This is a genomic window from [Clostridium] saccharolyticum WM1, assembly GCF_000144625.1.
Lineage (GTDB): Bacteria > Bacillota > Clostridia > Lachnospirales > Lachnospiraceae > Lacrimispora > Lacrimispora saccharolytica.
This window is the reverse complement of the sequence record NC_014376.1, coordinates 3,695,955-3,722,834: the sequence shown is the minus strand read 5'-3', so window position 1 is coordinate 3,722,834 and position 26,880 is coordinate 3,695,955. Positions and strand designations below refer to the sequence as shown.

Here is a 26,880-nt window from a genome sequence, read left to right as displayed (position 1 = left end):
TATGGCATAGAGGGCTAAATGAGTATAGAGGGAGAAGAGTTGTATGGATTCGATGAATTTTAGCGCATTTGAGATTGATGCCATAGGTGAAATACTGAATATAAGCCTGGGTGCCTCCGCCACTGCAGTATCTACCATGCTCAATGCCAGAGTTGATATTACCACACCAGTGGTCAGGGTGTTGACAAAGGATGAATTTGAAATTTCAAACCTGGAACCGGCAATAGGGGTGGAGATTACCTATATATCAGGACTCAGCGGAAGTAATCTCATGCTCTTAAAAAGGCATGATGTAAAAGTAATTGTAGATATGCTGATGGGGATGGAAACACCGGAGGAAGAATTCGAGTTAAATGAACTGAACATCAGTGCGATTTGTGAGGTCATGAATCAAATGATGGGTTCGTCTGCAACGGCTTTGTCTGAATTTTTAAGCAAGACCGTTAATATTTCAACCCCTACATCCTTTGAGGTTGGGAATATCAATGATTTTAAAGATAAATACTATCATGATGAGAATCTTATGGTAGTTGTGGGATTCACATTAAAGATTGCGGACCAACTGGAAAGTGAATTCATTAATGTAATGCCTCCAAGTCTTGCAAAGGAATTGGTTGGAGGATTTTTTCCTCAGGAGAACGAGGTGCAGGAACCGGAACCTGCTCCCATACCTGCTCCGGCTCCAGAGCCGGCACCTTCCATGTCAGGAGGCGGAATTCTCTCTCAGGAAGAGATCGAAAAGCTTTTAGCGGGCAGCGCCCAGACAGAGCCGGTCCCAGAGCCGCAAAAGACGCCGGAACCAGTTCATTCTACGGGGGGAATCCTGTCTCAGGAGGAGATCGAAAAACTTTTGGCAGGCAGTATGGCTCCGGAGCTTCCCAAAAAAGAACCTCAAAAAACAGAGCTTCCTAAAGCAGAGCAGCCGCTGGCTCCGGCGGTCCCCACGGCGGGACAGACGTCTGAAACAGACCGGATGGCAATGGAGCAGATGATGCAGCAAATGCAGATGCAGCAGCAAATGATGCAGCAGATGCAGCAGATGATCCTGCAGCTTCAGGGCGGGCAGCAAAACGCTCCTAAAAAGGAAGTTCAGGAGCCAAAGACCATAAATGTAAAGCCGATTCCTCAGAACAGCCTGCGGGAAGGGGAGGCCAACTACGAGGAGCAGGAGGAAAACAGAGAACTGATCATGGGCGTGCCCCTGGAAGTCTCTGTAGAAATCGGCAGAACCAGAAAGCTGGTAAAGGAAATTCTTGAATTTACCAAGGGCTCTTTGGTCATCCTGGATAAGCTGGCTGGCGAACAGGTGGATTTATATGTAAACGGCCGGTGCATTGCCAAGGGCGATGTGGTCGTAGTTGATGATAATTTTGGCATCCGTATCACGGAAATTACCAAGAGGAACGCGGAGTAGAGAGGAAGTGGCTGTATTTGGACAATATAATAAGTCTGGCATCGGTGCTGATTTTTACCGTTTTGATTCTATACTTAAGTCATTTATTTACGAAAAGTCTTGGAAACAGAATGGGAATGAAGCGAAGCGGAAGCTGTATGCAGATGCTGGACAGGCTTCCCCTGGGACAAGATAAAGCAGTAGCGATTATCCGTACGGGAAGCCGTTATTATCTGATTGGTATTGCTTCCTCTCAAATAACTCTTCTTGCGGAGCTTTCCGAAGAAGAAGTTCCAAAAGAAACAGCTGCTCCGTCTGCTTTTGGAGCAGAGAGTTACGAAAACTTTAAAAATGTTATAAAGAAATATACAGACAAACACAGGAAAGATGTGTAAGGAGGAATGGAATGAATACAGATGCCTTGGTTAATATAAACGGCGGAAGGGTGCCTACCCTGGAGCTTTTTCTCATTCTGACTATCATTTCATTGCTGCCTTCCATACTAGTGATGATGACATCCTTTACCAGGATTGTCATTATCTTGTCTTTTACCAGAAATGCCATGGGAATCCAGCAGACGCCTCCCAATATGGTACTTGTAGGAATTGCGTTGTTCTTGACCCTGTTTATCATGGACCCGGTCATTAAAGATGTGAATACCAACGCCTACCAGCCCTATATAAAAGAGGAAATCAGCCAGGGAGAGGCATTGAAACGGGCACAGGTTCCTATGAAGCGGTTTATGCTGAAGCAGACAGAGAAAACAACCCTGACCCTTTTTACTGACATGTCAAATACGGATATGCCGGAAAATATAGAAGACCTGCCAATGACAGTGGTGATTCCGTCATTCATGACTTCTGAGTTGAAAAGAGCATTTACGGCCGGTTTTATGATTTTTCTGCCTTTTATGCTGGTGGATATTGTGGTATCAAGTACACTTATGTCCATGGGTATGGTTATGCTTCCTCCGGCTATGATTTCCCTTCCGTTTAAGCTGCTTTTATTTGTCACGGTGAATGGCTGGGAGCTTTTGTTTACAAATCTGGTTAAAAGTTTTCACTACTGACGGGAGGATAGAATATGACGGAAGTTGCGCTTAGCAGTTTGATGTATGAGATGTTTGGGCTGGCCGTGAAGCTGGCCGGTCCGGTATTGGTGGTGAGTATGGTGGTGGGCGTTGTTATTTCTATCCTGCAGGCTGCAACGCAGATCCACGAGCAAACCATTACCTTTGTACCTAAGCTGATTGTCATAGGACTGGTCCTTTTGATTATGGGGAGCAATATGATGGAGTCGCTTCGGGATTTTACCATACATATTTTTAATACCATGCTGGGATAAGAGGGAAAGGGAGAGTTAAATGCCGGATATTGGACAAATGATGCTTTTTTCCCTGATTTTCATGAGGATGTCTGGCTTTATTCTGTTGAATCCGATTCTGGGCAGAAGGAATACCCCCAATGTTGTAAAGGGCGGAATGATTATGGTGTTCACCCTCCTGGTCTATTCCTTTTCAGCAGCCCAGGTGCCGGAGCCGGTTAATTCCATAGAATTTGCAGTGCTGATGATAAAAGAGTTTATAATGGGTTATACCATTGGCTTTGTCATGGATTTGTTTCTCATGGTCATCACCTTTGCAGGCCACATCATAGATTTCCAGATGGGATTGTCCATGGCTACGATTTATGACCCTCAGAGCAACACTCAGATCGCGATTACGGGAAGTCTCTGGAATGCCTATTTCATGTTACTTTTCTTTGCGGTGGATGGGCATCTGGCTCTGATCAAGCTGCTTATAAAATCAGCGGAGACCGTTCCCTACGGGCAGGTGGTTATTGGAACAAAGGTTGCGTGGGCGATGATAGAAGTGTTTATTCAATGCATCATCATGGCCATTAAATTTTCGCTTCCGATTGTAGCAATCGAATTTATCACGGAGATAGCCGTGGGAATCCTGATGAAAATGATCCCTCAGATCAATGTATTCGTTGTAAATATACAAGCCAAGCTGGTGATCGGTCTGCTCATGCTGATTTTCCTGTTTTCTCCTATGTCAGATTATTTGGGCGATGTAATAAACCAAATGCTTCTTACGGTGCAGAGTGTCATGCGATTATTGTAAGCGTTTCGCGAGCACCCTGCGGGTATCCCTTAACGCCCGGCAAGCGGGGCCGGCCCTGTCCGGAAAGCATGTCCGGAAAAGAGGAAAGGATGTGATGAACGGCAATGGCAGGTGATTCAAAAACCGAGAAAGCCACACCCAAAAAGCGAAGGGATGAACGAAAGAAAGGCCATGTCGCCGTCAGTAAGGATGTGGTAATGGTTGCATCTCTTCTTGGTATATTCATGATGCTGAAGCTGCTGTTTCCCTTCATGTACAAAACCTTACGGAATTATATGATAAAGTATATAAGCCTTGCCCCGGCGGCAGAGACGCTGTCCGATTATACGACTAAGGCCTATATGGATACGGTGATTGCCGTGTTAAAGGCTTGCTTTCCGATACTTCTGGCTGCTGTTTTGCTGGCAGTGATTGCCACGGGAGTACAAACAAGGTTTCTTTTTACAAAAAGCAATTTGGCCCCTAAATTCGACCGGCTGAACCCGCTGCAGGGAATCAAGAATATCCTGTCGGTCAAAAGTCTTGTGGAGCTGATAAAGAGCCTCATAAAAATCATTATTTTGATCCTGATCCTTTACCAGATCATCAAAGGGGATTTAAGAGCGGTTGCAAGGACCATTGATATGGAACTTCAGGATTCGGCAGTTTATGTTTTGAATGCCATTCTTGAAATGATCATAAAGGTTTCCATTGTATTTCTGGCAATCGCAGGATTCGACTTTTTTTACCAGTGGTGGGATTTTGAACGCCAGATCCGGATGTCAAAACAGGAATTAAAGGAAGAATACAAGCAGACCGAAGGAAACCCTGAAATTAAAGGAAGGATCCGTAACATACAGAGAGAACGTGCACGTTCCAGGATGATGCAGGCGGTACCTACTGCAGATGTGATCGTGCGTAATCCTACCCATTATGCGGTGGCGCTGCGGTACAATATTGAAAAGGACAACGCGCCTGTACTGGTGGCAAAAGGCCAGGATGAGCTTGCCCTTAGAATTGTTGCGGTAGGCGAGGAAAACGGGGTGTATGTGCTGGAGAATAAACCCTTAGCCAGAGGGATTTATGCCGGTACCCAGGTGGGGGCGGAGATTCCACCGGAATATTACGGCATGGTAGCCGAAATTCTTGTATACGTTTACCGTATGAATAACAAGATTATTGAGTAGATAAAAGCGGCAGAGATACTTGAAAGAAATGGTGTAAAAGAATGAAGAATTTACTGAAAAATTCCGTAGTAGTTTTTGTTATTACGATTGTACTTCTGTTGATTATCCCATTGCCTCCATTTTTATTGGATGTAATGATTATCATAAATATTTCCCTTTCCATGATAATCTTATTGATAACCATGAACATAAAGGAGCCATTGGAATTTTCCATCTTTCCGGCACTGCTCCTGGTTACCACCCTTTTGCGATTAGGATTGAACGTTTCTACCACACGTAACATCTTATCCAATCAGGGATCATCAGGCCAGGTGATCAGAGCCTTTGGTGATTTCGTATTACAGGGAAATGTAGTTGTTGGATTTATTATATTCCTGATCATCGTATTGGTAAACTTCCTTGTTATTACAAAAGGAACGGAGCGTGTATCTGAGGTTGCAGCCAGGTTTACCCTGGATGCCATGCCAGGTAAGCAGATGGCCATTGATGCGGATCTAAGCTCTGGCCTGATCAATGAACAGGAAGCAAAAATAAGACGGTACAAGATTCAGAAAGAGGCAGATTTCTATGGAGCCATGGATGGTGCGACCAAGTTTGTAAAGGGAGATGCCATTATTTCCATCATTGTTACTGCCATTAACTTTATTGGCGGAACCATCATCGGTATGGTACAGTCCAATATGGCTTTTAATCAGGTGTTAGCCGTTTACTCCATAGCAACCGTAGGTGACGGACTTGTTTCCCAGGTTCCGGCTCTTTTGATCTCCACTGCCACAGGTATGATCGTTACCAGAGCTGTTTCGGAAGGCAGCTTAAATGAAGACGTATCTGCCCAGTTCCTGGCTCAGCCGAAGGCAATTATGATCACGGGCTTTGTCATGATTATCCTCATGCTGGTACCGGGAATGCCAAAGCTCCAGCTGGCAATTATGGCGGTCGCACTTGTGGCTGCAGGATTCCGTTTGGAGCAGAAGGTAAAACTGGCGGCAGTGAGAAACCAGGAGATTGCGGCTACGGCCATGATGGAAGAGAGTACTCAGCCTGCGGCAGATGAAGAGTCTTATTACCGGGATGTAAACAATGTATATTCTCTCATTAACGTTGAACCTATTGAAATGGAATTCGGCTACAGCCTGATCCCATTAATTGATGAAAACAGCGGCGGCAAGATGATTAACCGCATCGTTATTTTCAGAAGGCAGTATGCCCAGGATATGGGATTTGTCATTCCTTCCGTCAGACTGAGGGACAGCTCAAGCTTAAATACCAATCAGTATATTATTAAGATCAGAGGGGAAGAAGTGGCCAGAGGCGAGATCCTGGTGGATTATTACCTGGCATTGGAGCCTCCCGCACTTTCCGGGGAAGTTGACGGGATCGAAACGGTGGAACCGGCATATGGAATCCCAAGCAAATGGATCCGCCCTGAGAACAAGGAAATGGCGGAAATTTACGGTTATACGGTCATTGACCCTCTTTCCGTTATGCTGACCCACTTGTCTGAAACCATCAGGCAGCACGCCTATGAATTGTTAGGGCGTCAGGAGGTTATGCAGCTATTGGAAAATGTCAGGAAACATTCTGCAGAACTGGTTGATGAACTGTTTCCAAATCAGTTTACATACAGCAGCTTTCAGAAGATTCTCAACAATCTTTTAAAGGAAGGTGTACCGGTTAAGGATATGGAGACCATACTGGGAACCATTGTAGACTCAATTCCAACCACCAGAGATATGGATGTAATTACTGAAAATATCAGAATTGCCTTAAAGAGAACCATAACCAGAATGTTCTGTGACGGAGGGCAAATGAAGGTACTTACGCTGGATGCAGAGCTGGAAAAAAATATTATCGGAAGCATGGCAAAGGGAGAGCAGGGAGTTTATCTGGCTCTCAGCCCGGATGTGATGCAGTCTGTGATCGGTCAGCTGGGTGAGCAGATCAAGAAATTCAGTGACTTAGACCAAAAGCCGGTGATTCTTACCAGCCAGGTTGTCAGACTGTATTTTTACCGTTTGATTGAACAGTTCTATCCCAATGTATATGTCCTTTCATTTAACGAGATTGCAAATAATATTCAGATTCAGGCAGTTGGAAATATCACCATTTGACAGGATATTGTGTCAGAAAGGCGGTGTTAGTCGGAATGGAACAGGATTTCACCCAATATACCAATGAAGATTTACTAATTAAATATAAGCGGACAAAAGATATACATATAAAGCATGAACTGGTCATGCGCTATATGTATATGGTCAGAAGTATTTCCATTCAGATGAGGGATGTGTATTTAAGCTTTGCCCAGGTGGAGGATATTGTCAATGAAGGCGTGCTGACCATAATGAGCGGAATCGAGAAGTTTGACCCGGAAATGAACGTTAAATTTGAAACCTATATTTCCAAGAGAATCCGGGGCATGATCATTGATATGGCGCGAAAACAGGACTGGATTCCAAGAAGCGTAAGGAAGAATGCCAAGGAACTGGATAATGCTGTCATGGAGCTTTGCAACCGGCTGGGCCGTTTTCCATCCCCCAGGGAAACGGCAGAATATATGAACATCAGCCTGGAGAAGTACCAGGAGGCTCTTGGAAAAACCAATGTTTACAGTGTCCTGTCTCTGGATATGGTTCTTGAAGCAGGAAACGACAATAAAAAAACAGTGCAGCTTCCGGCGGTCAATGAAAATGAACAGCCAGAGGATCATTATCTGCAGGAGGAATTTAAGCAGATTCTGGTTCAGGCAATAAATAATTTAAAAGAAAATGAGCAAAAGGTTATTTCGCTGTATTATATGGACGAATTAAATATGAAGGAGATTGCACAGGTCATGAATGTCAGCGAGCCGAGAATCTCACAGATTCATTCCAATGCGATTCAAAAGCTGAAGCTGTATCTGACTGGCTTTATAAATGGTAAATAGGAAACACCTTACAGGTATACCTTTATGCCCAAAGTGCACGGGCAGCTAAATAGGAAAGGGGCAAAACGTTATGTTTCATGGATTTTACAATCTGGCATCAGGAATGCTGTACCAGAATCGGAATTTAAATGTCATCAGCAACAATATGGTCAATGTCAGCACCCCTGGTTACAAATCGGACAAGCTGGTCAGCACTACGTTTAAGGAAGAGATGCTTTACCGAAATGGGAACCGGAACAAAAGCAACCCCGTGGAGATCGGTACGGTTTCCATGATTCGTGCTGCCAGAAACACGAATACGTCTTACGATCAGGGGACTCTGGAGGAGACCGGAGGAAACCTGGACTTTGCTCTTACAAAGCCTGGTTTTTTTACCATTGAGGATACAAACGGGAACCGCCTTTATACAAGAAATGGTTCCTTCCGTCTGGATGATGAGGGATATCTCTGCTTATCTTCCATGGGCAGAGTTTTGGGAGAGGACGGAAATCCCATTGAGCTTCCCTCAGACCATATTACCGTTGACAAATCAGGCAATATTTACGAGGTGCCTTTAAAGGGCCTGGGAACCGACGAGGATGGTGGGGATTCCGAAGATACGGAGCCAACGCTTTTAGGAAAGATCGGGGTAGCGGACTTTGCGGATTACACCCAGCTTGTGAAAGGTGATAACGGCACTTTTACAACCACGGCGGAAGCGACTGCAGCAAATGGCGGAATCCAATGGAAAACCATCGAACGATCCAATATCGATCCCATTGAAGAGATGACCTCCATGATGAGCAGCCAAAGAGCTTCTCAAAGTGCTGCGCAGGTTCTTAAAATGTATGATCAGCTTATGAGCAGGATTGTCAGCGACATAGGCAGAGTATAAAGGAGGTAGATCGATGGAACAGTCATTTTACATAGGTGCTTTGGGAGCCTTGGGCCAGCAGACAAAGCTTGGTATCGTTTCCAATAATGTGGCAAATGTGAATACTGTGGGCTTTAAAGCCCAGTACAGTGTTTTTTCTGATCTGGTTCATGCTGAGATGAGAAATACCCAGGGAAATAACGGAGCGAAATCCGGAAGCGGAACTAAGGTTGACCAGACAAAGACAGATTTTTCTGCAATGCCCTATAAGGAAACCGGCCTTGAACATGATTATGCCATTGCAGGAGAAGGTTTTTTCATGTTAAAGGATCCTGTCACAGGAGAAGTTTCCTATTCCCGTGACGGACGTTTTCAGTTGTCCCGAATGGAGGATAAGTTCTATCTTGTGAATTCAGACAATAAAAGAGTCCTGAATATGGATCAGGAAGAGATATCCTATGATGTAAAACCAGCTACATATCCGGGAAGTGAGGAGGAGACAGAAGAGGAAGAAACAGAACTGGAAGAGGGAGAGCATGATCCCCGGGCAATCGGAGTGTATACCTTCGCAAGAAGGGATGGCATGGAAAGCCAGGGAGACAATGTCTTTTCTGTAACTGAAAAAAATGGAGAACCGATTCTGCTTGAAAATGCAAAAGTGGTAAAGAGAGCCTTAGAGGAGTCAGGCGTGGATTTTGCCCAGGAAATGACCAGAATGATCGAGGCGCAGAGGGCCTATTCCTATGCGCTTAAAATGGTACAGACTTCCGATGAGGTTGAGGCGACAATAAATACTCTGAGGTAAAAACCATAAGTAGTAAGGAAAGAGGGCGATATCATGAAAATAACGCGTTACGATGAAATGAATAGTTTAGGTCTGGATCTCATCAGGGAAATCGGTAGTATTGGAACAGGAAATGCGGCCACGGCACTGTCATCCTTGTTAGGGAAAACGGTTCGTATGACACTACCGGATGTGAAGATCCTGGGCTATAACGAAGCCATTAAGTATCTGGGTGATCCGGAAGAAATTGTAGCTGCTATTCTGGTCAAGATGACTGGTGAGATCAATGGTCTGATGCTGTTTATTCTGAAGCTGGATTTTATCAATGAAGTCTTAACCAGCGTCATGCAGCAGAACATTGAAGATTATTACCAGCTGAATGTTTTGGAAACCTCAGCATTGGAGGAGATCGGAAATATCATTATCTCCTCTTATGTGAATGCCATGTCCTCCCTTAGTGATGTTACCATTAATTTGTCGGTTCCGGATATAGCCGTCAATATGCTGGGCGGGATATTAAGCGTACCAATGGTGGAATTTGGTTATCAGACAGATAAAATGATGATGATCAGCGGACAATTTGTGATAGGGGGGAAGGTGCTCCATAGTGATCTGCTGATGATGCCGGATATACAGTCATTGAACTTTTTAATGGAAAAGCTGGGGATAACCAATGGATAAACAATTAACGGTTGGAATTGCAGACATGAAGTTTGCCAGGCAAGAGGGGATTCTGATCACTTATGCCCTTGGGTCCTGTATCGGAATCAGCCTGTATGATCCCATGATCAAGCTGGGAGCTCTTGTACATATTATGCTTCCTGAGGTATTTGGTCTGGGAGACGGCAATATATTTAAGTATGCAGATACAGGGCTTGCGGAAACATTTCGTAAAATCGAGATCATGGGAGCCAGGAAACCCAGACTGATCGCTAAAATTGCCGGGGGGGCCAAAATGTTCGAATTGCAGGGTAACAGCACCCTTGGAAATATCGGTGCCCGTAACATTGTCAGCGTGAAGCAGATTCTTCATTCAGAGGGAATCCGTCTTGCTGCGGCGGACGTGGGAGAAAATTATGCCCGCACCATGACCTTTGATGTGAGCACCGGACAGGTGAAAATTCGAACTTACGGCAGAGCGGAAATTGTTTTGTAAACATTATGAACCGGCAGAAGTATGCCGATATTTTATTAGGCAGATGTTTTTGCTGGATTATTTTGGGATAAAGGAGAAGAGTTATGGCAGAAACAGATATTTTATTAGAATCAGGAACCAATGAGATTGAAATAATGGAATTTACCATTTACGGTGAATTGTATGGAATTAATGTTGCCAAAGTACGTGAAATTATGATGTCAGATAAGGTGAAACCCATCCCCCATGCTCACCCTTCTGTGGAAGGTATTTTTAAGCCGAGGGACTTACTTCTTACCGTAATTGATCTTCCTCTGTATCTGACCGGAAAAGCAACGGAAAAACAGGGCAAGGATTTATTCATTATCACCAACTTTAACAAGCTGCACATTGCGTTCCGGGTTCACAGCGTGGTTGGAATCAGCCGTATCTCTTGGAAGAATATACAGAAGCCGGATGATACCATAAGCCGGGGAGAGGAAGGCGTAGCAACCGGCATTGCTCAGTGCGGCTCTGATCTGGTTACCATTCTTGATTTTGAAAAGATCGTAGCTGACATAGCTCCGGAAACGGGGATTCAGTTGGATGAAATCAACAAGCTGGGTCAAAGAGAAAGAATTGATTACCCGATCCTCATTGCAGAGGATTCCATCCTTCTGACAAAGATGATAGAAGCAGCCTTGAAGAAAGCCGGTTATGAGAATCTCACCTTTAAAAATAACGGACAAGAAGCATGGGATTATCTGGTTAAGATCCGGACCGATTCGGATTTGGATAAAAAGGTAGGCCTGATCATTACGGACATTGAAATGCCGGAAATGGATGGGCACCGTCTGACCAAGCTGGTAAAAGAAGATAAGTATTTAAAGCATATACCTCTGGTTATTTTCTCTTCCATGATCAATCAGGAATTGATGATCAAAGGAAAGCAGTTAGGAGCTGACGAGCAGTTAAGCAAACCAGAGATCGGCCATTTGGTAGAAGTAATCGATCATTTGCTTCATAGGAGGGAAAAGAATGGATAAGTATGTCACCCGGCAGCCCATAAAGGCACTGAAGGAGGACAGGATTATCGGCTATGAGATATTGTTCCAGAAGGACTATGACTCGCTTTACAGTAGTTCGGATGTCGCGGCAGCTGATACCATTGCAGGCTTTCTGATGCAAAATACGGAAAGCATTTTTCGTGATAAACTCACTTTTGTAACATTTACTCCTTCTTTGTTATTCCGGAACACGCCAAAGATTTTCGACAAGGAAAAAATGGTAATTCAAATTGAAGACCATGTGATGATCCATCCCCTGTCGCCTACCATAATCAGAAAATACCGGGCAGAAGGCTATGTCTTTGCCATCAACGATTTCCAGTTTTCTCCCAAGTACTTTTCCATGCTGGATTTCGTCACTTACGTAAAAATTGATATTAGAGATAAAAACAGTGTAAAAGAACGTACTTCCTTGATCAATCTAGTCAATACCATGAAAGGCTTCGACAAGAAATGTGTTGCGACCGGTGTAAACACAAAGGAAGAATATGAACTGGCCCTGGAAATCGGTGCGGACTTTGCGGAAGGAAGCTATGTGGCAGAGGCAATGGCAAAAAAGGTGAACCGCATGGAGTTCCTGGAAGGAAACTTCTTCCAGCTGGTTGTTGAGGTTTCAAAGGATGAGCCTGATATTGAGCAGATAGAAGAGATCATAAAACGTGATGCTGCCTTAAGCTACTCGCTTCTTAAAATTGTCAATTCCGCCTATTTCGCTCTGCGGAGAAGAGTATCCTCCATTCGTCAGGCATTGGTGACCATGGGGATCAGCCAGTTAAAGCAGTGGGTATATCTCCTTAGCTTTAACAATGACTTTGATAATGATGAATCCCTGGAAGCCACCATGAAAATGTCTTTCCTGCGGGCCAATTATGCCATGGCTCTTTCCGACTATGTGCAAGACCTTCCCATTATCCGGTCCGAAGTCTACATGATGGGAATGTTCTCTACCCTTCAATTTATGATTGATGCTCCTTTGGAGGAAATACTGGAAGAGGTGCCGGTGGCACAGGAAATCAAGGATGCGCTCATCAGACAGGAAGGTATCTGCGGAACTCTTTACAAGCTCATTCTAAGCTATGAAAACGCGGAATGGAAGAACGTGAGGGTTTTGGCAGATCAGCTAGGTATTCCTTCCGGCTTGCTGGCTCAGACATACATGGATTGTGTTGAGGCTGTAAATGAAATATGGAGCGGTCTTACAAGCAGTAATGAATCGGAGAATGAAGAGGAAAAAACCCACGCCTAATGGTGTGGGTTTTCTTTTACCGCTGAGCAGGCTTTTGTCAGCTCTACAATAATATGCTGAGAATAACGATTGGAGTAAAAATTCAATAGCGGAGATGCAGAAGGGGGCTCCACTACAATATATTTAGGAGGAAGATTGGTCAGGGCAAGTGCAGTCACATCGGCAATGCACCGGCCGCACAGGCATACATCAAATTTTTCCATATAATCTTTCACCCTGTTTTTTACCACATATTCCATGACATTTAAATACTCATAGTCCAAAGGTTTGGATTCGGGCGCTTCAGACACGGGTACTTCCGCTTCCGGATCTTCCTTTTTCTGTTCTTCCGCGATGGGAGTCTCCATGATAGGATCTTCCGCGATAGGAGTCTCTATGATAAGTTCTTCCGAGTCAGGAGCCTCCAAAATAAAAGTTTCCTCTTTGGGAACTTCCTTCTTTGGGCTGTCTTCTACAGGAGTTTCCTCTTTTAATTCTCCCTCTTTTGTATCCGCATGAAATGTTTCTTTCCTTGGTTCTTCCTCTTTAGAAGAAGGTGATGGCAGATCCTGGGGCATCTCCTGTTCTGACGGTAATAACCCTTCCTCGCTGCCTTCCTCTTCCTCCAGGCGCTGCTTGATCAATTCTGCTACAGGATCCGGTGCTGAGGATGACATATCAATTATGGATATAGGCGATGGGGTTAATGGTCCGTCCTGTGTTTGGATTGAGGCCTGCTGGGCCATAACTGTCAACTCTTTTATGCTTCCTCCCAATTCTGTTGTGAGGCTGGCAGCAATGTTTTCCTTTGCTGCTTCTGACTTTGGAGACTCGGAATCATCACCGGCCAACAGGTTCATAACGTGGGCTGTTTTACTGCTCTTTCTTGCCATTGCTTAAGCTCCTCTCGATGTAATTAAATCTTGCGCAGTTTAATCCGTTCCAATACTTCTGCTACCAGTGCTTTATAGTCTATAGCAGGGTTGGATCGGGGCGCATAATCCAGAAGGCTTTCTCCCTGAGCAGGTGCTTCCGCAACGGAAACACTTGACCGGATATGGGTATTAAACACGGTAGTGCCGATCTGGGCGGCAATGTTTTGTGCCATTTCCTTCACTTCTCTGGAAAGGAGTGTTCTGGCGTTATATTTATTAAGCAGGATTCCCAGGACAACCAGATCCGGATTCACGGAAGAACGGACGGTATTGATCGTGTCTTTGATCTGGGAGACCCCTAACAGGCTCAGGATTTCCGGAACCATGGGAATGATCAGGAAGTTTGCTGCTGCATAGGCATTGACGGTCAGAATGTTCAGTGCAGGAGGAGTATCAATAATAATATAATCATAATAACCGGCAACGGTTGACAGGATGTTTTTCAGCATGCATTCTCTCTGCTTTCCTGTAAACTCCAGCTCAGCACTGCTTAAGAGAATGTTGGAAGATATCACATCACAGTATTTAGAAGACCGGATTGCCTCCTGCAGGGTGGCGGTTCCTTTAAAGACTTCATATATGGTGGCGCAGGATTCTATTTCTAGGCCGAGGCTGAAGCCTAAGTTACCCTGGGGATCCAGATCCACTGCCAAAACTCTTTTATGATTCATGGCCAGACCGCAGGCAAGGGAGCAGGAAGTGGTTGTTTTGCCTACGCCGCCTTTTTGATTTGTAATAGCTATTACAGTTGACAACTTCGTTTCCTCCATTCATAAATTGAGATAATACTATTATCTTAAGTATACAATATGTCGATAAATAAGTATAGCGAAAACAAGAAAAAAACCGATTTTTGACGAAAAATGGTTTATGTACATAATTAGAAAGGAGTTCTATATGGCATCGATTTCAAGCAGTGTCAGCAGTGTATCTTCTATCAGAGGCTACGGGGGCCTTGTCAGCGGCCTGGACAGGGACGGTCTGATCCAGGGTATGACTTCTGCCACAAGGGCTAAGATTGCAAAGCAGCAGAAGCAAAAACAGACTTATGTATGGAAGCAGGAGGCCTATCGCTCCATCAGCTCCAAGCTTGTGGAGTTTTCACAAAAGTATACATCTTATGTTAACCAATCCACCAATATTTCCAGCCCCAGCTTTTGGGCAAAAAGCAGCATTACGGCAATCGGTGATTACAGCAAGTATATCAGTGTATCAGGAAGCTCTTCCCTCGTGGATTCCATGTCCATTGTAGGCGTAAAACAGCTGGCCAAGGATGCCAGCATGTCTTCCATCGGAAACGCATCCGACCAGTCTCTTACCACAGGCAGCATCAAATTAGGACCAGAGGATGTGAGCACCTTAGAGGGACAGAGTCTTTATTTCAAATATGGAACCAAGACCTTTGGAGTTTCCTTAAGCAGCGGTACCACAAAGGATGGCTTCACCTACGATTATTCCAATGGAGCGAAGGCTCAGGAATCCATCACCAGGGCACTTAAGAATGTTTCCATTGGAGATGGAAAGACACTGGCAGATGTGATTAAGGTGACGGCAAATCCTTCCAATCCGGGAGACCCGTCAGGCACTGCTTTTAAGCTGGATTTCCAATCCACCGATAAAGCCGGAAATACAATTCAGATTGCCGGAGGAAGCAAGGAAGCACTGAAAGCTCTTGGCATAGCGGATTTTGACACCCTGTCAGAAGAGGACAAGACGATCACTTCCTCGGGTTTGTCGGCGGAGCTGGCAGGAAGAACTCAGACCTTTTTTGAATCAAAATCTTTTGCAGACCGGGTAGGCGGAAAGAATATCAGCTTTACTTACAACGGAACGACTAAAACCATACAATTTGCCAGTGCAGAGGCTATTCAGGCAATGATTGGCGGCAATGATCAAACGTCCTTAGAATCCATTGCGGCTGATTTGGAAACAAAGCTTGGGAAGGAATTTGGATCAGGAAGAATTAAGGTGGGTGTCCAGGAGGATACGAAGAACGGCGGCTATCAGTTAAAGTTTGAAACCATGAATCCTGCCACCAAAACGGTGGATAATTCTTCCATACTGGCAATATCCTCAGCTGACACAGGTGTGATCGGTAAGTCCGGAGCCTTAAAAGTGGAGTATGGAGAATCAAACCGGATAAATCTTAATTCTACTCTTTCCCAATCAGGATTGAAGGGAATTGCTGACGGTATTGAACAAAAATTAGCTGATTATAAATTGGCCAATGGTGAAGATTATGAAACCACTTATTTTTCAGGATCAGTAAAGGCAATGGAGCTGATTGGTAAATTGGGAAGTAAGGTAACGGCCGATACTAAAGTCTCAGATTTAAAGCAGTTAATTTCCACCAATTATTCCCAGCTGTCCGATACAGTTTTAAGCAGCGTTTATGAGGCCATCGACCATTTTAAGACAGATGATACTACAAAGGTCAGCGACTTAAATAACGCTATGAAGGATTATGTAGACAAAAGAGAACTGAAGCTTACGATCAATGACATAGAGATTGAGGGACTTTCCTACAACAGCACTCTCAATGATATAATCAGCAAGGTAAATGCCTCCGACGCAGGTGTTACCATGAGCTATATGGTAAATTCTGATAAATTTTCCATCGTTTCCACAGCAGGCGGAGCGGCAGGAAGAATTGATTTTACCGGCAGCGGAGACGCAGAGCTTCTGTTTGGCCAAAAAGATGTAAATTATACGGTTACCAAGGGCCAGGATGCGGTAATCGGAGTAAAATATGCCGGATCTGATGATGTAGTCGATCTGGTGCGGGGCAGTAACTCCTTTAATCTGGATGGACTGAACGTGACTGTCAACGGAACCTTTGGATATAATTATGTCAAAGATGATACAAATGGAAAATATGTAAAGGATGGGAGCGGTAATTATTTTAAAGTGGAAGACACTGCGGCCCGCTATACTCAGGCAGGAGTGGCGGATCCCAGCGGAGAGTATGTAAAAACAACGGAAGGTACATTTGTAAATGCCTCCGGCGGTTTTTATTCCATGGACACCACCAACTCTGTCACCTTTAATGCCAAAACAGACGCTGATAAGATTGTATCTGCTATAACGGATATGATCAAGGATTATAATGAAATCATTAAATTAGTGAATACTGAGGTTACTACAAAGCCAAACAGGAATTATGAGCCTCTGTCCGAAGAGCAGAAAGCGGATTTGAAGGAAGATCAGATTACGAAATGGGAAGAAAAGGCTAAGGCAGGAATGCTGTTCAATGACACGGACTTAAGAGGTCTTTCTGACAGCATGCGTTTCATTTTTGAAAGCGGTTCTGATGACAAGGCCATGCTGGAATCCTTCGGTATTTCCACAAGCTCCAACTACGGCGATAACGGTAAGCTGGTACTCGATGAAACAAAGTTCCGGGCGGCGCTTGAATCCAATGCAGGAGATCTGCAAAAATTATTTACAAGGACCGCCGATGCAACTACAGGAGATAAGGGCGGAGTTATGGCCCGCATTTCTGCAACAACAGAAAAATATGCGTCCATTACAGGCGCAACCAAGGGGATACTGATTGAAAAGGCCGGTTCCGTTTACGCACCGACCAGCATTCTGAACAATAACCTTCAGAAGACTGTGAACAGTATTAACGATTACATAAGCCGCTTGACGGGGCAGTTAAAAACAGAAACAGACCGGTATATAAAACAGTTCACTACTTTGGAATCATTAATTTCACAAATGAATTCCCAAAGCAGTTGGCTGAGTTCATTCGGTTCATAAGAAATGGCGGTGTAGATCATGGCTTCATACGGATACCAGCATTATAAAGAGCAGACAGTGAATACAATGACTCCCGGGGAAATGCTCAATCTTCTTTATGATGAATTGCTTAAACGGCTGACCCGTGCAGAGCTTGCATTAGAGAAAGAAGATTTTGAACTTTTCGAACAGTCTGTTCAGCGGGCAGTGGATATCGTCACCTATTTAAAGGATACCTTAAATTATAATTATGAAATCAGTGCTGAACTGAGACGGATGTATGATTTTTTTCTGTATGAGTTTAGCCGGATAAGGGCAGGAAGAAATACTGATGTAATAGAAGAGATCAGACCCTTGATCATTGATCTGCGAGAAGCGTTTAAAGAAGCGGAGCGGTTAAACAGCTAGATGACCGGCCTGGAGGGGAGGAAGCATTCCTCTCCGGCCGTTTTATTTTTTCAATATGTGAATAGGGGAATGACATGGAAGATTCGATGCTGATTGAGATTCTAAAGGAAATGCAGAATAAATATCAATGTATTGTAGAAATTGAGCGCATGACCCAGGAAATTGGGGAATCCCTGTCCCGGAATGACCGGACCTCCGTGCAGCTCCTTCTTGGAATGCGCCAGGAAGTAATGGATAAGGCGGATATTCATGAAAGAAATATGAACTGCCTTATTTCAGCCCTGCCTCCGGTAGAAGCCGCCCAGGTCAGGGATTGGTCAAAAGGAAATGATGACTACAAGCCTGCCAGCCCGGTGGCTGAGAGGCTTGTGGAAAGAGGAAGGAACTTCCAGTTTGTGCGGAAAAGGGTGATTGAGATGGATCGTCATATTAGTACCCGCTTGGCTGGAAAGGACTCCTACTACAATCGTTAAGAAACTGGATCCGGGAGACCGATGGTCCATAAAGGCCCCCCGTTTCCGGAACGGTAGTTTAATTCTTGGAAAATCAAAGAAGAATCCCAGTCAAATTTTGTATTATCGTAATTATTCGGGTCGGCGATCCGGAATTTGCCCTCTCCCATAGAGCGGGTGATAATAATAAAATGTCCCTGCTGGGTAAAATGTCCTTTTTTCATCAGGGCTACAACCAGATGTCCGGAATCCAGTGCATTCTGCAGACCCTGAGCGGTATAATCCTTCAGCGGTACGGCTTTCAGTCCATAGGCAGAAGCACTATCAACGATTAATCTGTGATAGGAACCTTGGCCAGGACACCAGCCGTTATTTTGAGCGGCCCAAGCGGCCACGTCAGAGGGAAGCACCTGATTGCCTGTAAAACTGGTGATCAGCATAGCCATGACCGTAGGGCCGCATCCATAGGTGGAAAGGGGATCTTTTCCTCCATAAAGAAAATTACCCCATCTGGAATCCCCTTGATTATAATAGGTAAGAGGACCGGATACACTGTCAAGCATGACATCGTATTTCCCTTCCTGGGGAATTTCGGCGGCAGCAGGCTGGAAGCTTATTTCTATGGGTGTCTGAGAAACAGCCGCAGCTTCTCCGCTGATTCGACCGCTGAATGAAAAAAAAGTAGCAAAGGGGACAGCAGCAATGAATAGGGTTTTAAATAGGATAGAATAAAATCTGCTCACTTAATTCACCTTTTCTATATAAAGATATTAGTTTCATGTCTACCATAATTATCGTACAGATATCCGGTAAAGTTAAGATTATTATTAAAAAACCGATGTATAAAACTGGAAATACAGATTTTCCCATGTTTTGTACGGGAAGAACTATGGCAATTGGAAGAATCGCCTGGATTTATTGCCTCGCATAACCGTTAATTGGATAGTAAATTGCCGGCGGTTCTCTAGGTCCGGTTGATTGAGGATGGAAAATGAATGAGTAAAGGATATGAAGAGCGGTATTTAATATTATTACTGTCGTCGATATTGAACCAAAAGCCTTCCCCGGAGCCGCTGCGCCAACCGGATTGGGAAAAGATGTATCGTCTGGCTGATTATCATAATGTGGCTCATGCCGTATATTATGGAATCATGGGACTGGAGGAGAATATCCCCCAGGCCATTCGTCAGCGCTTCTTTGATAAATACCTGGAAGCAGTCCATCGAACTGGCAGGCTGAGAGCAGGGGAAAAGCAGGTGCTTGCCCTTTTGGAACGAAATAAGGTCAATTGCTTTCTATTAAGATATTCTGATACAGTCAAATATTATCCCATTGAAGAGATGTGTTGCAGAGAATCGATAGAGATTGGCACCGATAAAAAATATGGACGGTTAATTGGAGAGATTCTGGAGAAGGCTGATTTTGAGGAACGCCATACGGAGGAACGGGGACGTTTCTATTACCGGGTACCTGGAATCCGAATTTTGTATTATACTCACAGCATGTTTTTCAGCAAGCCTATGAGAAAATATTTTAAAGGCTTGCTAACCACATTGCCCACCAGGAAAGGGTATCAGTATGTAAGGGAAATGACTCCTGATGACCAATATCTCTTTCTTATGAGCAGACTGACTGACTGCTATGCCAGAGGCGAGATCAGCTTAAACCAAATCATGGACTTTTGGGTATTTTACAAGAAGTATGCGGAAGTTTTTTCATGGCCGTATATTTATGAAAAATTAAAAAAACTTAAAATTGCTGAATTTGCAGAAAAATTAGAGTATCTCATACTTCGTTGGTTTAATACCGGGGCTGGTATTGAGAATACGGAAATTTATGATGCCATGGAGTCTTATATCCTGACGAAGGGATCAGAAGGGCGGGAGATCAGCTCTCAGTTCCTTCCCTTGATTAAAACCGTTGCAGACTGTTATGCAAGAGACCGCAGAGCGGAAAGAATTCGAAAAATAATAAAATGGTTGTTTCCTGACAGAAGATATATGGAGACCATTTACCCAACCCTGGAAAATCTGGGGGGGCTCCTGCCGCTTTTCTGGTTCCTGCGTTTAGGGCGGTATTCTTTAAGAACTGTTTGCCGCGGAGTAAAAGAAAAGATACTGATTCAGCTTCGTGAGATGTTCCCTTTTTTAAAAAGAGTTGATGTCTGGGTTAAAAATAAGAGGTTAAATAAACAGAAAAAAGATAGGGAGCATATGGCTGACCAGCCAATGGAAACAGGAGATCAGAAACAGGCAGAAGATAAAACAGCGGAAATACCAAAGTAAATCAGGTATCTCCGCTGTTTTTATGGTCATTGATCAGATCTTTGATTTTAGATATTGAACCGGCGCTCAGAGAAACAGAGACTGCTTCCTGATTGGCAGAGGCGGCTTCTATTAACTCTGTACGCAAAATTGATACATCTCTTGGCGCATCAATGGCCAGCTTTACCCAGTCATTCCCAATGTCCAAAACGGTTATGCAGATATTGTCTCCAATGGTGAGCGACTGTTCTTTTTTTCTTTGAAGTATAAGCATCCTAATCCCCCTTTTTTACGAAATCTTTAATCAGATGTCGAAATTGATACAATGGGTTATCCAGGATTACCTGTCTGGCTTCACGATTTTCAACATTTACAGCAATAGGACACTTTAAATTCACGGTGCTTTGATCCATGGAATCATGGATTACGCATATCACGTAATAAGAAATTCCATCTTCATCCTGGGATACATTTAGAAATTTTCTGTCCTCCTCGGATAATACCGGGGCATAATCGGCATATAGCTGGAATGGGTTCATAAGGATAAAGGACACATGAAAATCTTCTACGGATTGAAGGCAGATCAATGCATCGCTGTTATCCTGGAACGCCAGGGGAACATAATTTTTCAAATGAGTAAAACCAAATAATCCGTCGGAAAAATGTATTAATTCATTTTCAGAACAGGAAATATTACCAAAGTATTGTGTTTGGATTTCCATGAGTACCTCCCAGAGGATTGGATTTTAAGCAAGGACATCTAGTGGAGTGTGGTTGAAGAAATTAGCGGCGCTGGGGGGAACATAAATCGGTTTGCCGATATATTCAATTTCTACATCAGGCATCTGGGTGATTGACAGTTCTACCTTGCCTGGAATAAATTCGTAATCGCCCTTTGCCACTTTTAATTCAAAACTTAACTTATCCATTTGATATTTAATATTTAAATCAGGTTCGGACCATTCAATATCAGGACCTGTATTAGGGAGAAATTGCAGACCAAAATCTCCGGAAGGCATTTGAGCACGCTGGCTGATAATCTGATCAAGCGGATTAGAAATTCTGGGATCTAACAAGAGCGCACCCTCCTCTGCATAATTTGCGGTAGCCTCTGCCGCAGCAGCTTTTCCATAAGAAGCCGCCTGGCGAACGCTCTCCATCGTGGTCGGACAAACGGAATTACGCGCATTGTACGTATCAATGCTCACCTTGATGGGGTGATTTTCGATAGACATTTCTCCTTTTTGTCTGTTCATCTGAAGTTCCGCAGTAGAACGTTTGTATTCCAACCTGGCTTTTTGAATTTTTAATTCATATTTAAGAGGTACGGTTGTGATTCTTAGCAACGGTTCCATAATAGACACCTCCAATTATACTTAACGCATAAAATCAATAAAAGACGGTGACAGGATACTGGTTCCAACTTTCAAGGCCGCATTATAGGCATACTGATTCCACATATAATCGGTAATTGCAGCTGCAGGGTCAATTCCTTCCACCTTTTGCATCTGCTCCTGAATGGATATATCAGCATCTTCCAATCGGTCCTTTGTCGTAGTAAGGAATTCTGACTTGACTCCCAGGTCAGTGATTCCGTTCAGTATGTTTGTGCTTAAATCCTTAAATTTATTCATAAGCTTTCCATAAGCATCTGCATCAAAGTTTTTTGCTTCTAATGCCTCAACCAACTGACCGGCCAAAACAACGACATTGTTGCTCATTCCATTCTTATCCTGGCCATATCCGATTGCCTTTATTCCGGGAAGGGAAATGTTAAATGCGCTGGAGGGTACTACCTGGTCAGCCTCATCAAGGGACAGTCCCATGCCTAAATCTACATAAAGCTTTTCATTGGACAGATTGGTTAGACTGGCGTAATCTGAGGTATTCATAGGTGCATCTACGTTGATCCCCCGGTAGGTAAGAGTTTTGCCATCGGCAGACAGTTCAAAAGGAGCATTCTTTCCATCGGATCCTGCGAACAAAAAGGTGTCCTCATATGTGGAATTAAGGCTTAAAACCATGGATTTCTGGTATTGGCGGATTGCAGCAGCAAAGGTTTGCCTTGTTTCCGGTGTCTGCTTATCCCCGCTCATGGCCTGAACATTATAATCCTCACTGATTGTCTTAACCATGTTGGAGACCTGGGTAAGTGCACCCTCCTGTCCATCCTGACGGGACTGTATATCTGTCAGCATACTTAAGTTATCCTGGATTTTATAATATTTACGGTGAAGCTGGGAAGCCCTGGCTGCTGAACCAGGATCCTCTGCTACACTGTTAAAACTGCGCTGGGTCATAACACGGGTTCTGGACAGATTCAAATTATCTATTGTGGCAGCAAGATTGCTTTTATAATCTCTTAATATTGCATTGGTTGTGATTCTCAATTTTATCCCTCCTATCTGCCGACTATACCTGTATTGTTAATTAAAACGTTCAGTACTTCATCAAGAGTGGTCATAAGACGTGCGGCAGCCGTATAAGACCTTTGAAACTGCATCAGGTTGATCCCCTCTTCATCTAAGGAAACTCCGGATACGGCATCCTTGCTGTTGGCCGTCTGCTTAAGAACCGATATATGATTGCTCAGTATTGCCTTATTAGCGGAGCTGTCAATTCCCTGTATATTCTCCAGGTTGGAGTAGCACTGGGAGAAATTGCCGTTGTAGTAAGTAATCGTTCCGGTCTGAGGGATGCCGTTTTTATCTTTATAAGTGTATTCATATTTAAAATCTCTTTCCTCGGTCAGAGATTTTATCATTCGGATAATATTATCATTGGCAGTTGAACCGGCATTTTCATCGTGAGAGGAAATAATATGGATGGTGTTGTTCATCCAGTCATCGGAGATTTTAATATTACTTGCCGTAAAGATCTTACTGCCGTCAGAAGTCTTAAATAAATCAAAGTTTTTGATATTAAGAGGATCTGCTTTATAAGTAAGGGAAAACTTTGTACCATCCCCTGCTTGAATGCTGGTGCTGTTAATTTCTGTTCCTGCGGTCAAAGGAGCTGTGCTGGTCCATATAAGCTTTCCAGTGCTGGCCTGATAATTCCAGGAGCCTGGGGTAGATGCCCCGTTTACCGTCATATTGGGTGCGTCAGTATTCAGCTTGTCTACCAGCTTTACCAGGCTTCCTTCAAGACTGGGGCCGATTTCAACAGTACCGCCTGTTCCGTCTCCAAAGGTATAGGTCTGGCCGTTTATGTTTATTTTTTCCTTATTTAAGAAATTTCCCGTGGAATTTAAAAAGCTAATACTGTATTCTGCCTTTTCAGAACCGGTACTGGTCAATTCCTTGGGGACACCGTTGGCAGGAACGCCGGTTACGCCCGTGTAAGGGAACGTATTTGTGTTCAGCTTGTTGAATGTCTCGGCAAAGGTCTGTACAAAGGCATCAAAGGATTTTTCATAATAGCCGATTCCTCTGTAATCAGTCGCCGGATTATCCAGCTCACCGGACTTATTTAATACATCTACCAGGCCTTTTAAAGATCCTTCCTTCAGATAACCGGTAATATCCGTTTTTAAAGGAGAGACATCAGTATTGGAAGGAAAATCACTGGCAGGAATAAGAGAAATTGAAATATGTCCATTATAATTTCCGTCTATACCTTTGTTCCGCTCAGAGGAAAGAGAAGCAGTATTTTCCCCGTGCTCGCCTGCGGTAAGATTATAGGTCATACCGTCCGAGCCGATGAATTTCACAACCGGATAACTAAGCCTGGTATCACTGGATATGGTCACTTCCTTATAGGAAACACTGATGGGAAGATAGGAGGCCAGTTCATCCAGCTTCAAATTCCTTTGATCCTGAAGCTCGAGGGCAGGATTGCCGAGAACCTGGCTTTTCCAGATGGCGTCATTTAATTCCCCAATGTCGGAAAGAAGACCGTTTACTGTTGGAATATCTGTTTTTTCCAGACCACTGATGGTTTCCTCCCGGACGCTGGTTAACTCTGATGATTTCTGATGGATATAATTAAGCAGAACCTGACATCTGGAACGAACGATGCTGTCAAATTCGCCGTTATTTGCGTTAGAGGACAGCTTGTCCAGGCTGCTGCTTAAATCACTGAGGGCTTTCTTCAAAGCATCTTTATCTGTTTCGTCAAAAATATCTGCCAGCTGATCCAGGGTTCCCTGGTGAGCATCGGCAGTACCTACCTTGGCGATCTGGTTGCGGTACTGGACATCAAGAAAAGGATCACGTATCTGGGAGATTCCTGTGATTTCAACACCGTAGCCGATTTTAGAAGCAGGGCCGGTGCTTACCACTTCGCCGCCTCTTAAATTTAGGCTTACAAGATCCAGCTGCTGCTTGGTGTAACCTTTTGTGTTAATGTTTGCTATATTTTGTCCGGTTACATCAAGAGCACGCTGGCTGGCACTCATGGCAAGCTGGGCGATAGTAAAACCGGAGAAAGTGGATCGTGTCATAATAGTCCCTCCCATTTCGCTTTATCTTTTGTTTTTACCTTTTGGGAATTGTTAAGTTCTTTGTTTATCATATGAAGATTTATTTCAATCATGGAGCGGGCGCTTTCATTGGTTTCCTGAAACAGCCGCACCTCGTAAGTGAGTGAATCAAACAACTGCTTTAGCTGGTTATGCTCCGCACCTGAAGTTTTTAACAGGATCTGCTGAAAGGTATCGTTTTTATAGCCAAGCTGTTCCTGGCAGGTTTCCCGTTTTTTATCAAGGCCTCTTAGCTTTAAAATGGCGGCCTGCTCCTGATTCATACATTCTTCCACATGAGTAATCCTGTTTTTTGCCGCAGCCTCCAGCTTTGATTGCTCAATGTGAATCAGTTCCTGAAACAGTTGGATCATATCCTCAATAACAGCAATAAAGTCATTCATGGAAATCTGCTCCTTTGTATAAAAGAATCTTTTCAGCAATCTTATTGGCATCTACCTGGTAAGTTCCATCTTCGATTCTTTTCTTTAAGCTGTCCAGCTTATCTCCGGAAGAGGGCTGCTTCACTTCTTTCATGAGAAGATTTTTGATTTCGGCTGCAAACTTAGAATCCATTGTCTCCAAAGAAGCAGAACGAATGGTGATTTCATCATACTTGTTTTTTGCAGATTCTGAAGCATTGGTTCCGGTCTGATCCTGATTTTGTCGTATCATGGATGTATTATACAGCGTATTGAAAAAGTTCGATGAAATACGCATGGATTTACTCCTTTCTGAGAGCTGAAAAATGCAGCTGTTTCTTTGCTACATTTATAATATCGTCAGTTTGAAAAAAATATTAACTTTGTAATGTGTAATTTCTTAAATTAAAGCGTATATAAATGCTTTAACAGTACATTGGAAATATTGGAGCAGGCAGTCTGAACGGTAACGGCTCCGATATTATAGGCCACCATGGGCATTCCATAGACAACGCAGCTTTCCGCATCCTGACCGATGGTAAAGGCGCCCTTTTTCTTCATTTTGAGGAGTCCGTCCGCACCGTCTCTTCCCATGCCGGTCATGATGATCCCAACAGAAGATGCTCCCGCCGCATCGGCCACGGATTGAAAAAGAACATCAACAGAAGGACGGTGTCCGCTGACCTTTTCCCCGGAAAAGCAGCTTACGGTGTAGCGGCTTCCCGAGCGGATTACTTTCATTTGCAAGTCTCCCGGGGCGATAAGTACCTGACCTCTTTCCACCACATCCCCGGTTTGGGCTTCTTTTACGTTCATCTGGCATAAGTGGTTTAAGCGGTCTGCATACATTTTTGTAAAGCCTTCCGGCATATGCTGGGTGACCACAATGCCGGGAGTATCCGGTGGAAGGTTCTTTAAGACCTGGAGCGTAGCTTCTGTTCCGCCGGTAGAAGCGCCTATGGCAATCACCGTATTGCCGGCATTAAGGCTGAATGGTCTCCCGGTACCAACCGGCTTTTGGGAAACTATGGGAGAAGGCACCCCAGGCACCCTGATTCTGGCCCGGGAGGCGATGAATATTTTGCTTATTAATGTATTGATAAAGGTACTGGCAGTGTTGCTGGCTGACATATCGGGCTTTCTGACAAAATCCACAGCTCCGGCAGAAAGGGCTTCAAATACATTTAAATTAAGGGAGGATACCAGAATAACGGGAACCGGATAATTGGGCAAAAGCTTTTTTACAAAGTCAATGCCGTTTAACCGTGGCATTTCCACATCCACTGTAACCACATCAGGCTTTATGACCGGTATTTTTCGTTCGGCATCAAAGGCATCAATGGCATATCCAACAACTTCAATATTGGGATTTTGGGATAGGTTATCAATCAGCACCTTGCGAAACAGCAGGGAATCATCTACTACAAAAACTCGGATTTTTTCGTTCATAATCTACTCCATTCTATGCGGATCATAAAAACGCATACAGGCAGATGTAAAAAGGGTTTACATATTCCTGATATTTAATTATAAATCTGTGTAATAT

General features: G+C 43.9%; 29 protein-coding genes. 18 read left to right on the top strand and 11 right to left on the bottom strand.

The genetic code is table 11. The annotated features are described in order from the left end of the window. Positions 1-43: 43 nt before the first annotated feature. From fliN to CLOSA_RS17310, 14 genes are all read left to right on the top strand, one after another. Positions 44-1,414, top strand: coding sequence for a flagellar motor switch protein FliN (fliN, locus tag CLOSA_RS17375; RefSeq protein ID WP_013274046.1), 1,371 nt, complete (start codon positions 44-46; stop codon positions 1,412-1,414). A gap of 17 nt (positions 1,415-1,431) precedes the next feature. Beyond that, a complete protein-coding gene (locus tag CLOSA_RS17370) occupies positions 1,432-1,788 on the top strand; it encodes a flagellar biosynthetic protein FliO (protein WP_013274045.1) in 357 nt (118 codons plus the stop codon). 11 nt (positions 1,789-1,799) lie between these two features. Then, on the top strand, positions 1,800-2,462 hold the full coding sequence (fliP, locus tag CLOSA_RS17365) for a flagellar type III secretion system pore protein FliP (protein WP_013274044.1): 663 nt from the start codon (positions 1,800-1,802) through the stop codon (positions 2,460-2,462). Between the two features lie 14 nt (positions 2,463-2,476). Next, positions 2,477-2,737 (top strand): flagellar biosynthetic protein FliQ, encoded by a 261-nt coding sequence (locus tag CLOSA_RS17360; protein ID WP_013274043.1) that lies wholly within the window; start codon positions 2,477-2,479, stop codon positions 2,735-2,737. Positions 2,738-2,756: 19 nt separating this feature from the next. Next, positions 2,757-3,518, top strand: coding sequence for a flagellar biosynthetic protein FliR (gene fliR, locus CLOSA_RS17355; protein WP_013274042.1), 762 nt, complete (start codon positions 2,757-2,759; stop codon positions 3,516-3,518). Positions 3,519-3,622: 104 nt separating this feature from the next. Then, complete coding sequence (gene flhB / locus CLOSA_RS17350) at positions 3,623-4,684, top strand: flagellar biosynthesis protein FlhB (RefSeq protein ID WP_013274041.1); 1,062 nt, start codon at positions 3,623-3,625, stop codon at positions 4,682-4,684. 41 nt (positions 4,685-4,725) lie between these two features. Next, entirely contained in the window at positions 4,726-6,795 is a 2,070-nt protein-coding gene (gene flhA, locus CLOSA_RS17345; protein ID WP_013274040.1) for a flagellar biosynthesis protein FlhA, read from the top strand. A gap of 35 nt (positions 6,796-6,830) precedes the next feature. Continuing rightward, positions 6,831-7,607, top strand: coding sequence for a sigma-70 family RNA polymerase sigma factor (locus CLOSA_RS17340; RefSeq protein WP_013274039.1), 777 nt, complete (start codon positions 6,831-6,833; stop codon positions 7,605-7,607). Positions 7,608-7,677: 70 nt separating this feature from the next. After that, on the top strand, positions 7,678-8,481 hold the full coding sequence (locus tag CLOSA_RS17335) for a flagellar hook-basal body protein (RefSeq protein WP_013274038.1): 804 nt from the start codon (positions 7,678-7,680) through the stop codon (positions 8,479-8,481). A gap of 13 nt (positions 8,482-8,494) precedes the next feature. After that, positions 8,495-9,265 (top strand): flagellar hook-basal body protein, encoded by a 771-nt coding sequence (locus CLOSA_RS17330; RefSeq protein ID WP_013274037.1) that lies wholly within the window; start codon positions 8,495-8,497, stop codon positions 9,263-9,265. A 33-nt stretch (positions 9,266-9,298) separates the two neighbouring features. Further along, complete coding sequence (locus CLOSA_RS17325; protein WP_013274036.1) at positions 9,299-9,925, top strand: chemotaxis protein CheC; 627 nt, start codon at positions 9,299-9,301, stop codon at positions 9,923-9,925. Continuing rightward, positions 9,918-10,400 (top strand): chemotaxis protein CheD, encoded by a 483-nt coding sequence (locus CLOSA_RS17320; protein ID WP_013274035.1) that lies wholly within the window; start codon positions 9,918-9,920, stop codon positions 10,398-10,400. Before CLOSA_RS17325 ends, CLOSA_RS17320 begins: the two co-directional genes overlap by 8 nt. An 83-nt stretch (positions 10,401-10,483) precedes the next feature. Further along, positions 10,484-11,404 (top strand): chemotaxis protein, encoded by a 921-nt coding sequence (locus tag CLOSA_RS17315; RefSeq protein WP_013274034.1) that lies wholly within the window; start codon positions 10,484-10,486, stop codon positions 11,402-11,404. Further along, positions 11,397-12,671: an EAL and HDOD domain-containing protein gene (locus CLOSA_RS17310; protein WP_013274033.1), complete on the top strand. Its 1,275-nt coding sequence runs from the start codon at positions 11,397-11,399 to the stop codon at positions 12,669-12,671. Before CLOSA_RS17315 ends, CLOSA_RS17310 begins: the two co-directional genes overlap by 8 nt. Here the strand turns inward: CLOSA_RS17310 and CLOSA_RS21890 are convergent. Both CLOSA_RS21890 and CLOSA_RS17300 read right to left on the bottom strand, forming a co-directional pair. Further along, positions 12,668-13,543 (bottom strand): late competence development ComFB family protein, encoded by an 876-nt coding sequence (locus tag CLOSA_RS21890; RefSeq protein ID WP_013274032.1) that lies wholly within the window; start codon positions 13,541-13,543, stop codon positions 12,668-12,670. The two genes, CLOSA_RS17310 and CLOSA_RS21890, sit on opposite strands and share 4 nt — an antisense overlap. Positions 13,544-13,566: 23 nt before the next feature. Then, positions 13,567-14,340 carry a ParA family protein gene (locus tag CLOSA_RS17300; RefSeq protein ID WP_013274031.1) on the bottom strand — a complete coding sequence of 258 codons (774 nt, stop codon included), beginning with the start codon at positions 14,338-14,340 and terminating at the stop codon, positions 13,567-13,569. A gap of 142 nt (positions 14,341-14,482) precedes the next feature. Here CLOSA_RS17300 and fliD point away from each other — a divergent pair, with 142 nt between their 5' ends. The 3 genes from fliD to CLOSA_RS17285 all read left to right on the top strand — a co-directional run bounded on the left by fliD (position 14,483) and on the right by CLOSA_RS17285 (position 18,207). Continuing rightward, positions 14,483-17,347 (top strand): flagellar filament capping protein FliD, encoded by a 2,865-nt coding sequence (gene fliD, locus CLOSA_RS17295; protein ID WP_013274030.1) that lies wholly within the window; start codon positions 14,483-14,485, stop codon positions 17,345-17,347. 18 nt (positions 17,348-17,365) lie between these two features. Continuing rightward, a complete protein-coding gene (gene fliS, locus CLOSA_RS17290) occupies positions 17,366-17,734 on the top strand; it encodes a flagellar export chaperone FliS (RefSeq protein WP_013274029.1) in 369 nt (122 codons plus the stop codon). Between the two features lie 74 nt (positions 17,735-17,808). After that, positions 17,809-18,207, top strand: a complete 399-nt coding sequence (locus CLOSA_RS17285; protein WP_041708690.1) for a hypothetical protein — start codon at positions 17,809-17,811, stop codon at positions 18,205-18,207. Here CLOSA_RS17285 and CLOSA_RS17280 read toward each other — a convergent pair. Beyond that, positions 18,204-18,929 carry a C39 family peptidase gene (locus CLOSA_RS17280; RefSeq protein WP_013274027.1) on the bottom strand — a complete coding sequence of 242 codons (726 nt, stop codon included), beginning with the start codon at positions 18,927-18,929 and terminating at the stop codon, positions 18,204-18,206. The genes CLOSA_RS17285 and CLOSA_RS17280 overlap by 4 nt on opposite strands. Positions 18,930-19,181: 252 nt before the next feature. Between CLOSA_RS17280 and CLOSA_RS17275 the strand changes: the two genes are divergently transcribed. Further along, positions 19,182-20,471, top strand: coding sequence for a nucleotidyltransferase domain-containing protein (locus CLOSA_RS17275; protein ID WP_013274026.1), 1,290 nt, complete (start codon positions 19,182-19,184; stop codon positions 20,469-20,471). A 1-nt stretch (position 20,472) separates the two neighbouring features. Here the strand turns inward: CLOSA_RS17275 and CLOSA_RS17270 are convergent, their stop codons facing one another. The 8 genes from CLOSA_RS17270 to CLOSA_RS17235 form a co-directional block, all read right to left on the bottom strand. After that, on the bottom strand, positions 20,473-20,724 hold the full coding sequence (locus tag CLOSA_RS17270) for a carbon storage regulator (protein WP_013274025.1): 252 nt from the start codon (positions 20,722-20,724) through the stop codon (positions 20,473-20,475). A 1-nt stretch (position 20,725) separates the two neighbouring features. Beyond that, positions 20,726-21,172: a flagellar assembly protein FliW gene (gene fliW, locus CLOSA_RS17265; protein WP_013274024.1), complete on the bottom strand. Its 447-nt coding sequence runs from the start codon at positions 21,170-21,172 to the stop codon at positions 20,726-20,728. Positions 21,173-21,196: 24 nt separating this feature from the next. Next, positions 21,197-21,805, bottom strand: coding sequence for a DUF6470 family protein (locus tag CLOSA_RS17260; protein WP_013274023.1), 609 nt, complete (start codon positions 21,803-21,805; stop codon positions 21,197-21,199). Positions 21,806-21,826: 21 nt separating this feature from the next. Further along, a complete protein-coding gene (locus tag CLOSA_RS17255; protein ID WP_013274022.1) occupies positions 21,827-22,840 on the bottom strand; it encodes a flagellin N-terminal helical domain-containing protein in 1,014 nt (337 codons plus the stop codon). An 11-nt stretch (positions 22,841-22,851) separates the two neighbouring features. Beyond that, positions 22,852-24,894, bottom strand: a complete 2,043-nt coding sequence (gene flgK, locus CLOSA_RS21885) for a flagellar hook-associated protein FlgK (protein WP_013274021.1) — start codon at positions 24,892-24,894, stop codon at positions 22,852-22,854. Further along, a complete protein-coding gene (gene flgN / locus CLOSA_RS17245) occupies positions 24,891-25,316 on the bottom strand; it encodes a flagellar export chaperone FlgN (protein ID WP_013274020.1) in 426 nt (141 codons plus the stop codon). Before flgN ends, flgK begins: the two co-directional genes overlap by 4 nt. Continuing rightward, positions 25,309-25,632, bottom strand: a complete 324-nt coding sequence (locus CLOSA_RS17240; RefSeq protein WP_013274019.1) for a flagellar biosynthesis anti-sigma factor FlgM — start codon at positions 25,630-25,632, stop codon at positions 25,309-25,311. The genes flgN and CLOSA_RS17240 overlap by 8 nt, the downstream gene beginning before the upstream one ends. 107 nt (positions 25,633-25,739) lie before the next feature. After that, positions 25,740-26,783 (bottom strand): protein-glutamate methylesterase/protein-glutamine glutaminase, encoded by a 1,044-nt coding sequence (locus CLOSA_RS17235; RefSeq protein ID WP_013274018.1) that lies wholly within the window; start codon positions 26,781-26,783, stop codon positions 25,740-25,742. Positions 26,784-26,880 lie beyond the last annotated feature (97 nt).

Excerpts from the sequence above, each read along its gene's own strand:
- CLOSA_RS17235 (WP_013274018.1), bottom strand. The coding sequence starts at position 26,783 with ATGAACGAAAAAATCCGAGTTTTTGTAGTAGATGATTCCCTGCTGTTT.
- fliR (WP_013274042.1), top strand. The coding sequence starts at position 2,757 with ATGCCGGATATTGGACAAATGATGCTTTTTTCCCTGATTTTCATGAGG.
- fliS (WP_013274029.1), top strand. The coding sequence starts at position 17,366 with ATGGCTTCATACGGATACCAGCATTATAAAGAGCAGACAGTGAATACA.
- CLOSA_RS17270 (WP_013274025.1), bottom strand. The coding sequence starts at position 20,724 with ATGCTTATACTTCAAAGAAAAAAAGAACAGTCGCTCACCATTGGAGAC.
- CLOSA_RS17315 (WP_013274034.1), top strand. The coding sequence starts at position 10,484 with ATGGCAGAAACAGATATTTTATTAGAATCAGGAACCAATGAGATTGAA.
- flhA (WP_013274040.1), top strand. The coding sequence starts at position 4,726 with ATGAAGAATTTACTGAAAAATTCCGTAGTAGTTTTTGTTATTACGATT.
- CLOSA_RS17285 (WP_041708690.1), top strand. The coding sequence starts at position 17,809 with ATGGAAGATTCGATGCTGATTGAGATTCTAAAGGAAATGCAGAATAAA.
- fliP (WP_013274044.1), top strand. The coding sequence starts at position 1,800 with ATGAATACAGATGCCTTGGTTAATATAAACGGCGGAAGGGTGCCTACC.
- CLOSA_RS17260 (WP_013274023.1), bottom strand. The coding sequence starts at position 21,805 with ATGGAACCGTTGCTAAGAATCACAACCGTACCTCTTAAATATGAATTA.
- flhB (WP_013274041.1), top strand. The coding sequence starts at position 3,623 with ATGGCAGGTGATTCAAAAACCGAGAAAGCCACACCCAAAAAGCGAAGG.
- CLOSA_RS17240 (WP_013274019.1), bottom strand. The coding sequence starts at position 25,632 with ATGCGTATTTCATCGAACTTTTTCAATACGCTGTATAATACATCCATG.
- CLOSA_RS17275 (WP_013274026.1), top strand. The coding sequence starts at position 19,182 with ATGAGTAAAGGATATGAAGAGCGGTATTTAATATTATTACTGTCGTCG.
- CLOSA_RS17340 (WP_013274039.1), top strand. The coding sequence starts at position 6,831 with ATGGAACAGGATTTCACCCAATATACCAATGAAGATTTACTAATTAAA.
- CLOSA_RS17330 (WP_013274037.1), top strand. The coding sequence starts at position 8,495 with ATGGAACAGTCATTTTACATAGGTGCTTTGGGAGCCTTGGGCCAGCAG.
- fliW (WP_013274024.1), bottom strand. The coding sequence starts at position 21,172 with ATGGAAATCCAAACACAATACTTTGGTAATATTTCCTGTTCTGAAAAT.
- fliN (WP_013274046.1), top strand. The coding sequence starts at position 44 with ATGGATTCGATGAATTTTAGCGCATTTGAGATTGATGCCATAGGTGAA.
- flgN (WP_013274020.1), bottom strand. The coding sequence starts at position 25,316 with ATGAATGACTTTATTGCTGTTATTGAGGATATGATCCAACTGTTTCAG.
- CLOSA_RS17320 (WP_013274035.1), top strand. The coding sequence starts at position 9,918 with ATGGATAAACAATTAACGGTTGGAATTGCAGACATGAAGTTTGCCAGG.
- fliD (WP_013274030.1), top strand. The coding sequence starts at position 14,483 with ATGGCATCGATTTCAAGCAGTGTCAGCAGTGTATCTTCTATCAGAGGC.
- CLOSA_RS17360 (WP_013274043.1), top strand. The coding sequence starts at position 2,477 with ATGACGGAAGTTGCGCTTAGCAGTTTGATGTATGAGATGTTTGGGCTG.
- CLOSA_RS17310 (WP_013274033.1), top strand. The coding sequence starts at position 11,397 with ATGGATAAGTATGTCACCCGGCAGCCCATAAAGGCACTGAAGGAGGAC.
- flgK (WP_013274021.1), bottom strand. The coding sequence starts at position 24,894 with ATGACACGATCCACTTTCTCCGGTTTTACTATCGCCCAGCTTGCCATG.
- CLOSA_RS17335 (WP_013274038.1), top strand. The coding sequence starts at position 7,678 with ATGTTTCATGGATTTTACAATCTGGCATCAGGAATGCTGTACCAGAAT.
- CLOSA_RS21890 (WP_013274032.1), bottom strand. The coding sequence starts at position 13,543 with ATGGCAAGAAAGAGCAGTAAAACAGCCCACGTTATGAACCTGTTGGCC.
- CLOSA_RS17325 (WP_013274036.1), top strand. The coding sequence starts at position 9,299 with ATGAAAATAACGCGTTACGATGAAATGAATAGTTTAGGTCTGGATCTC.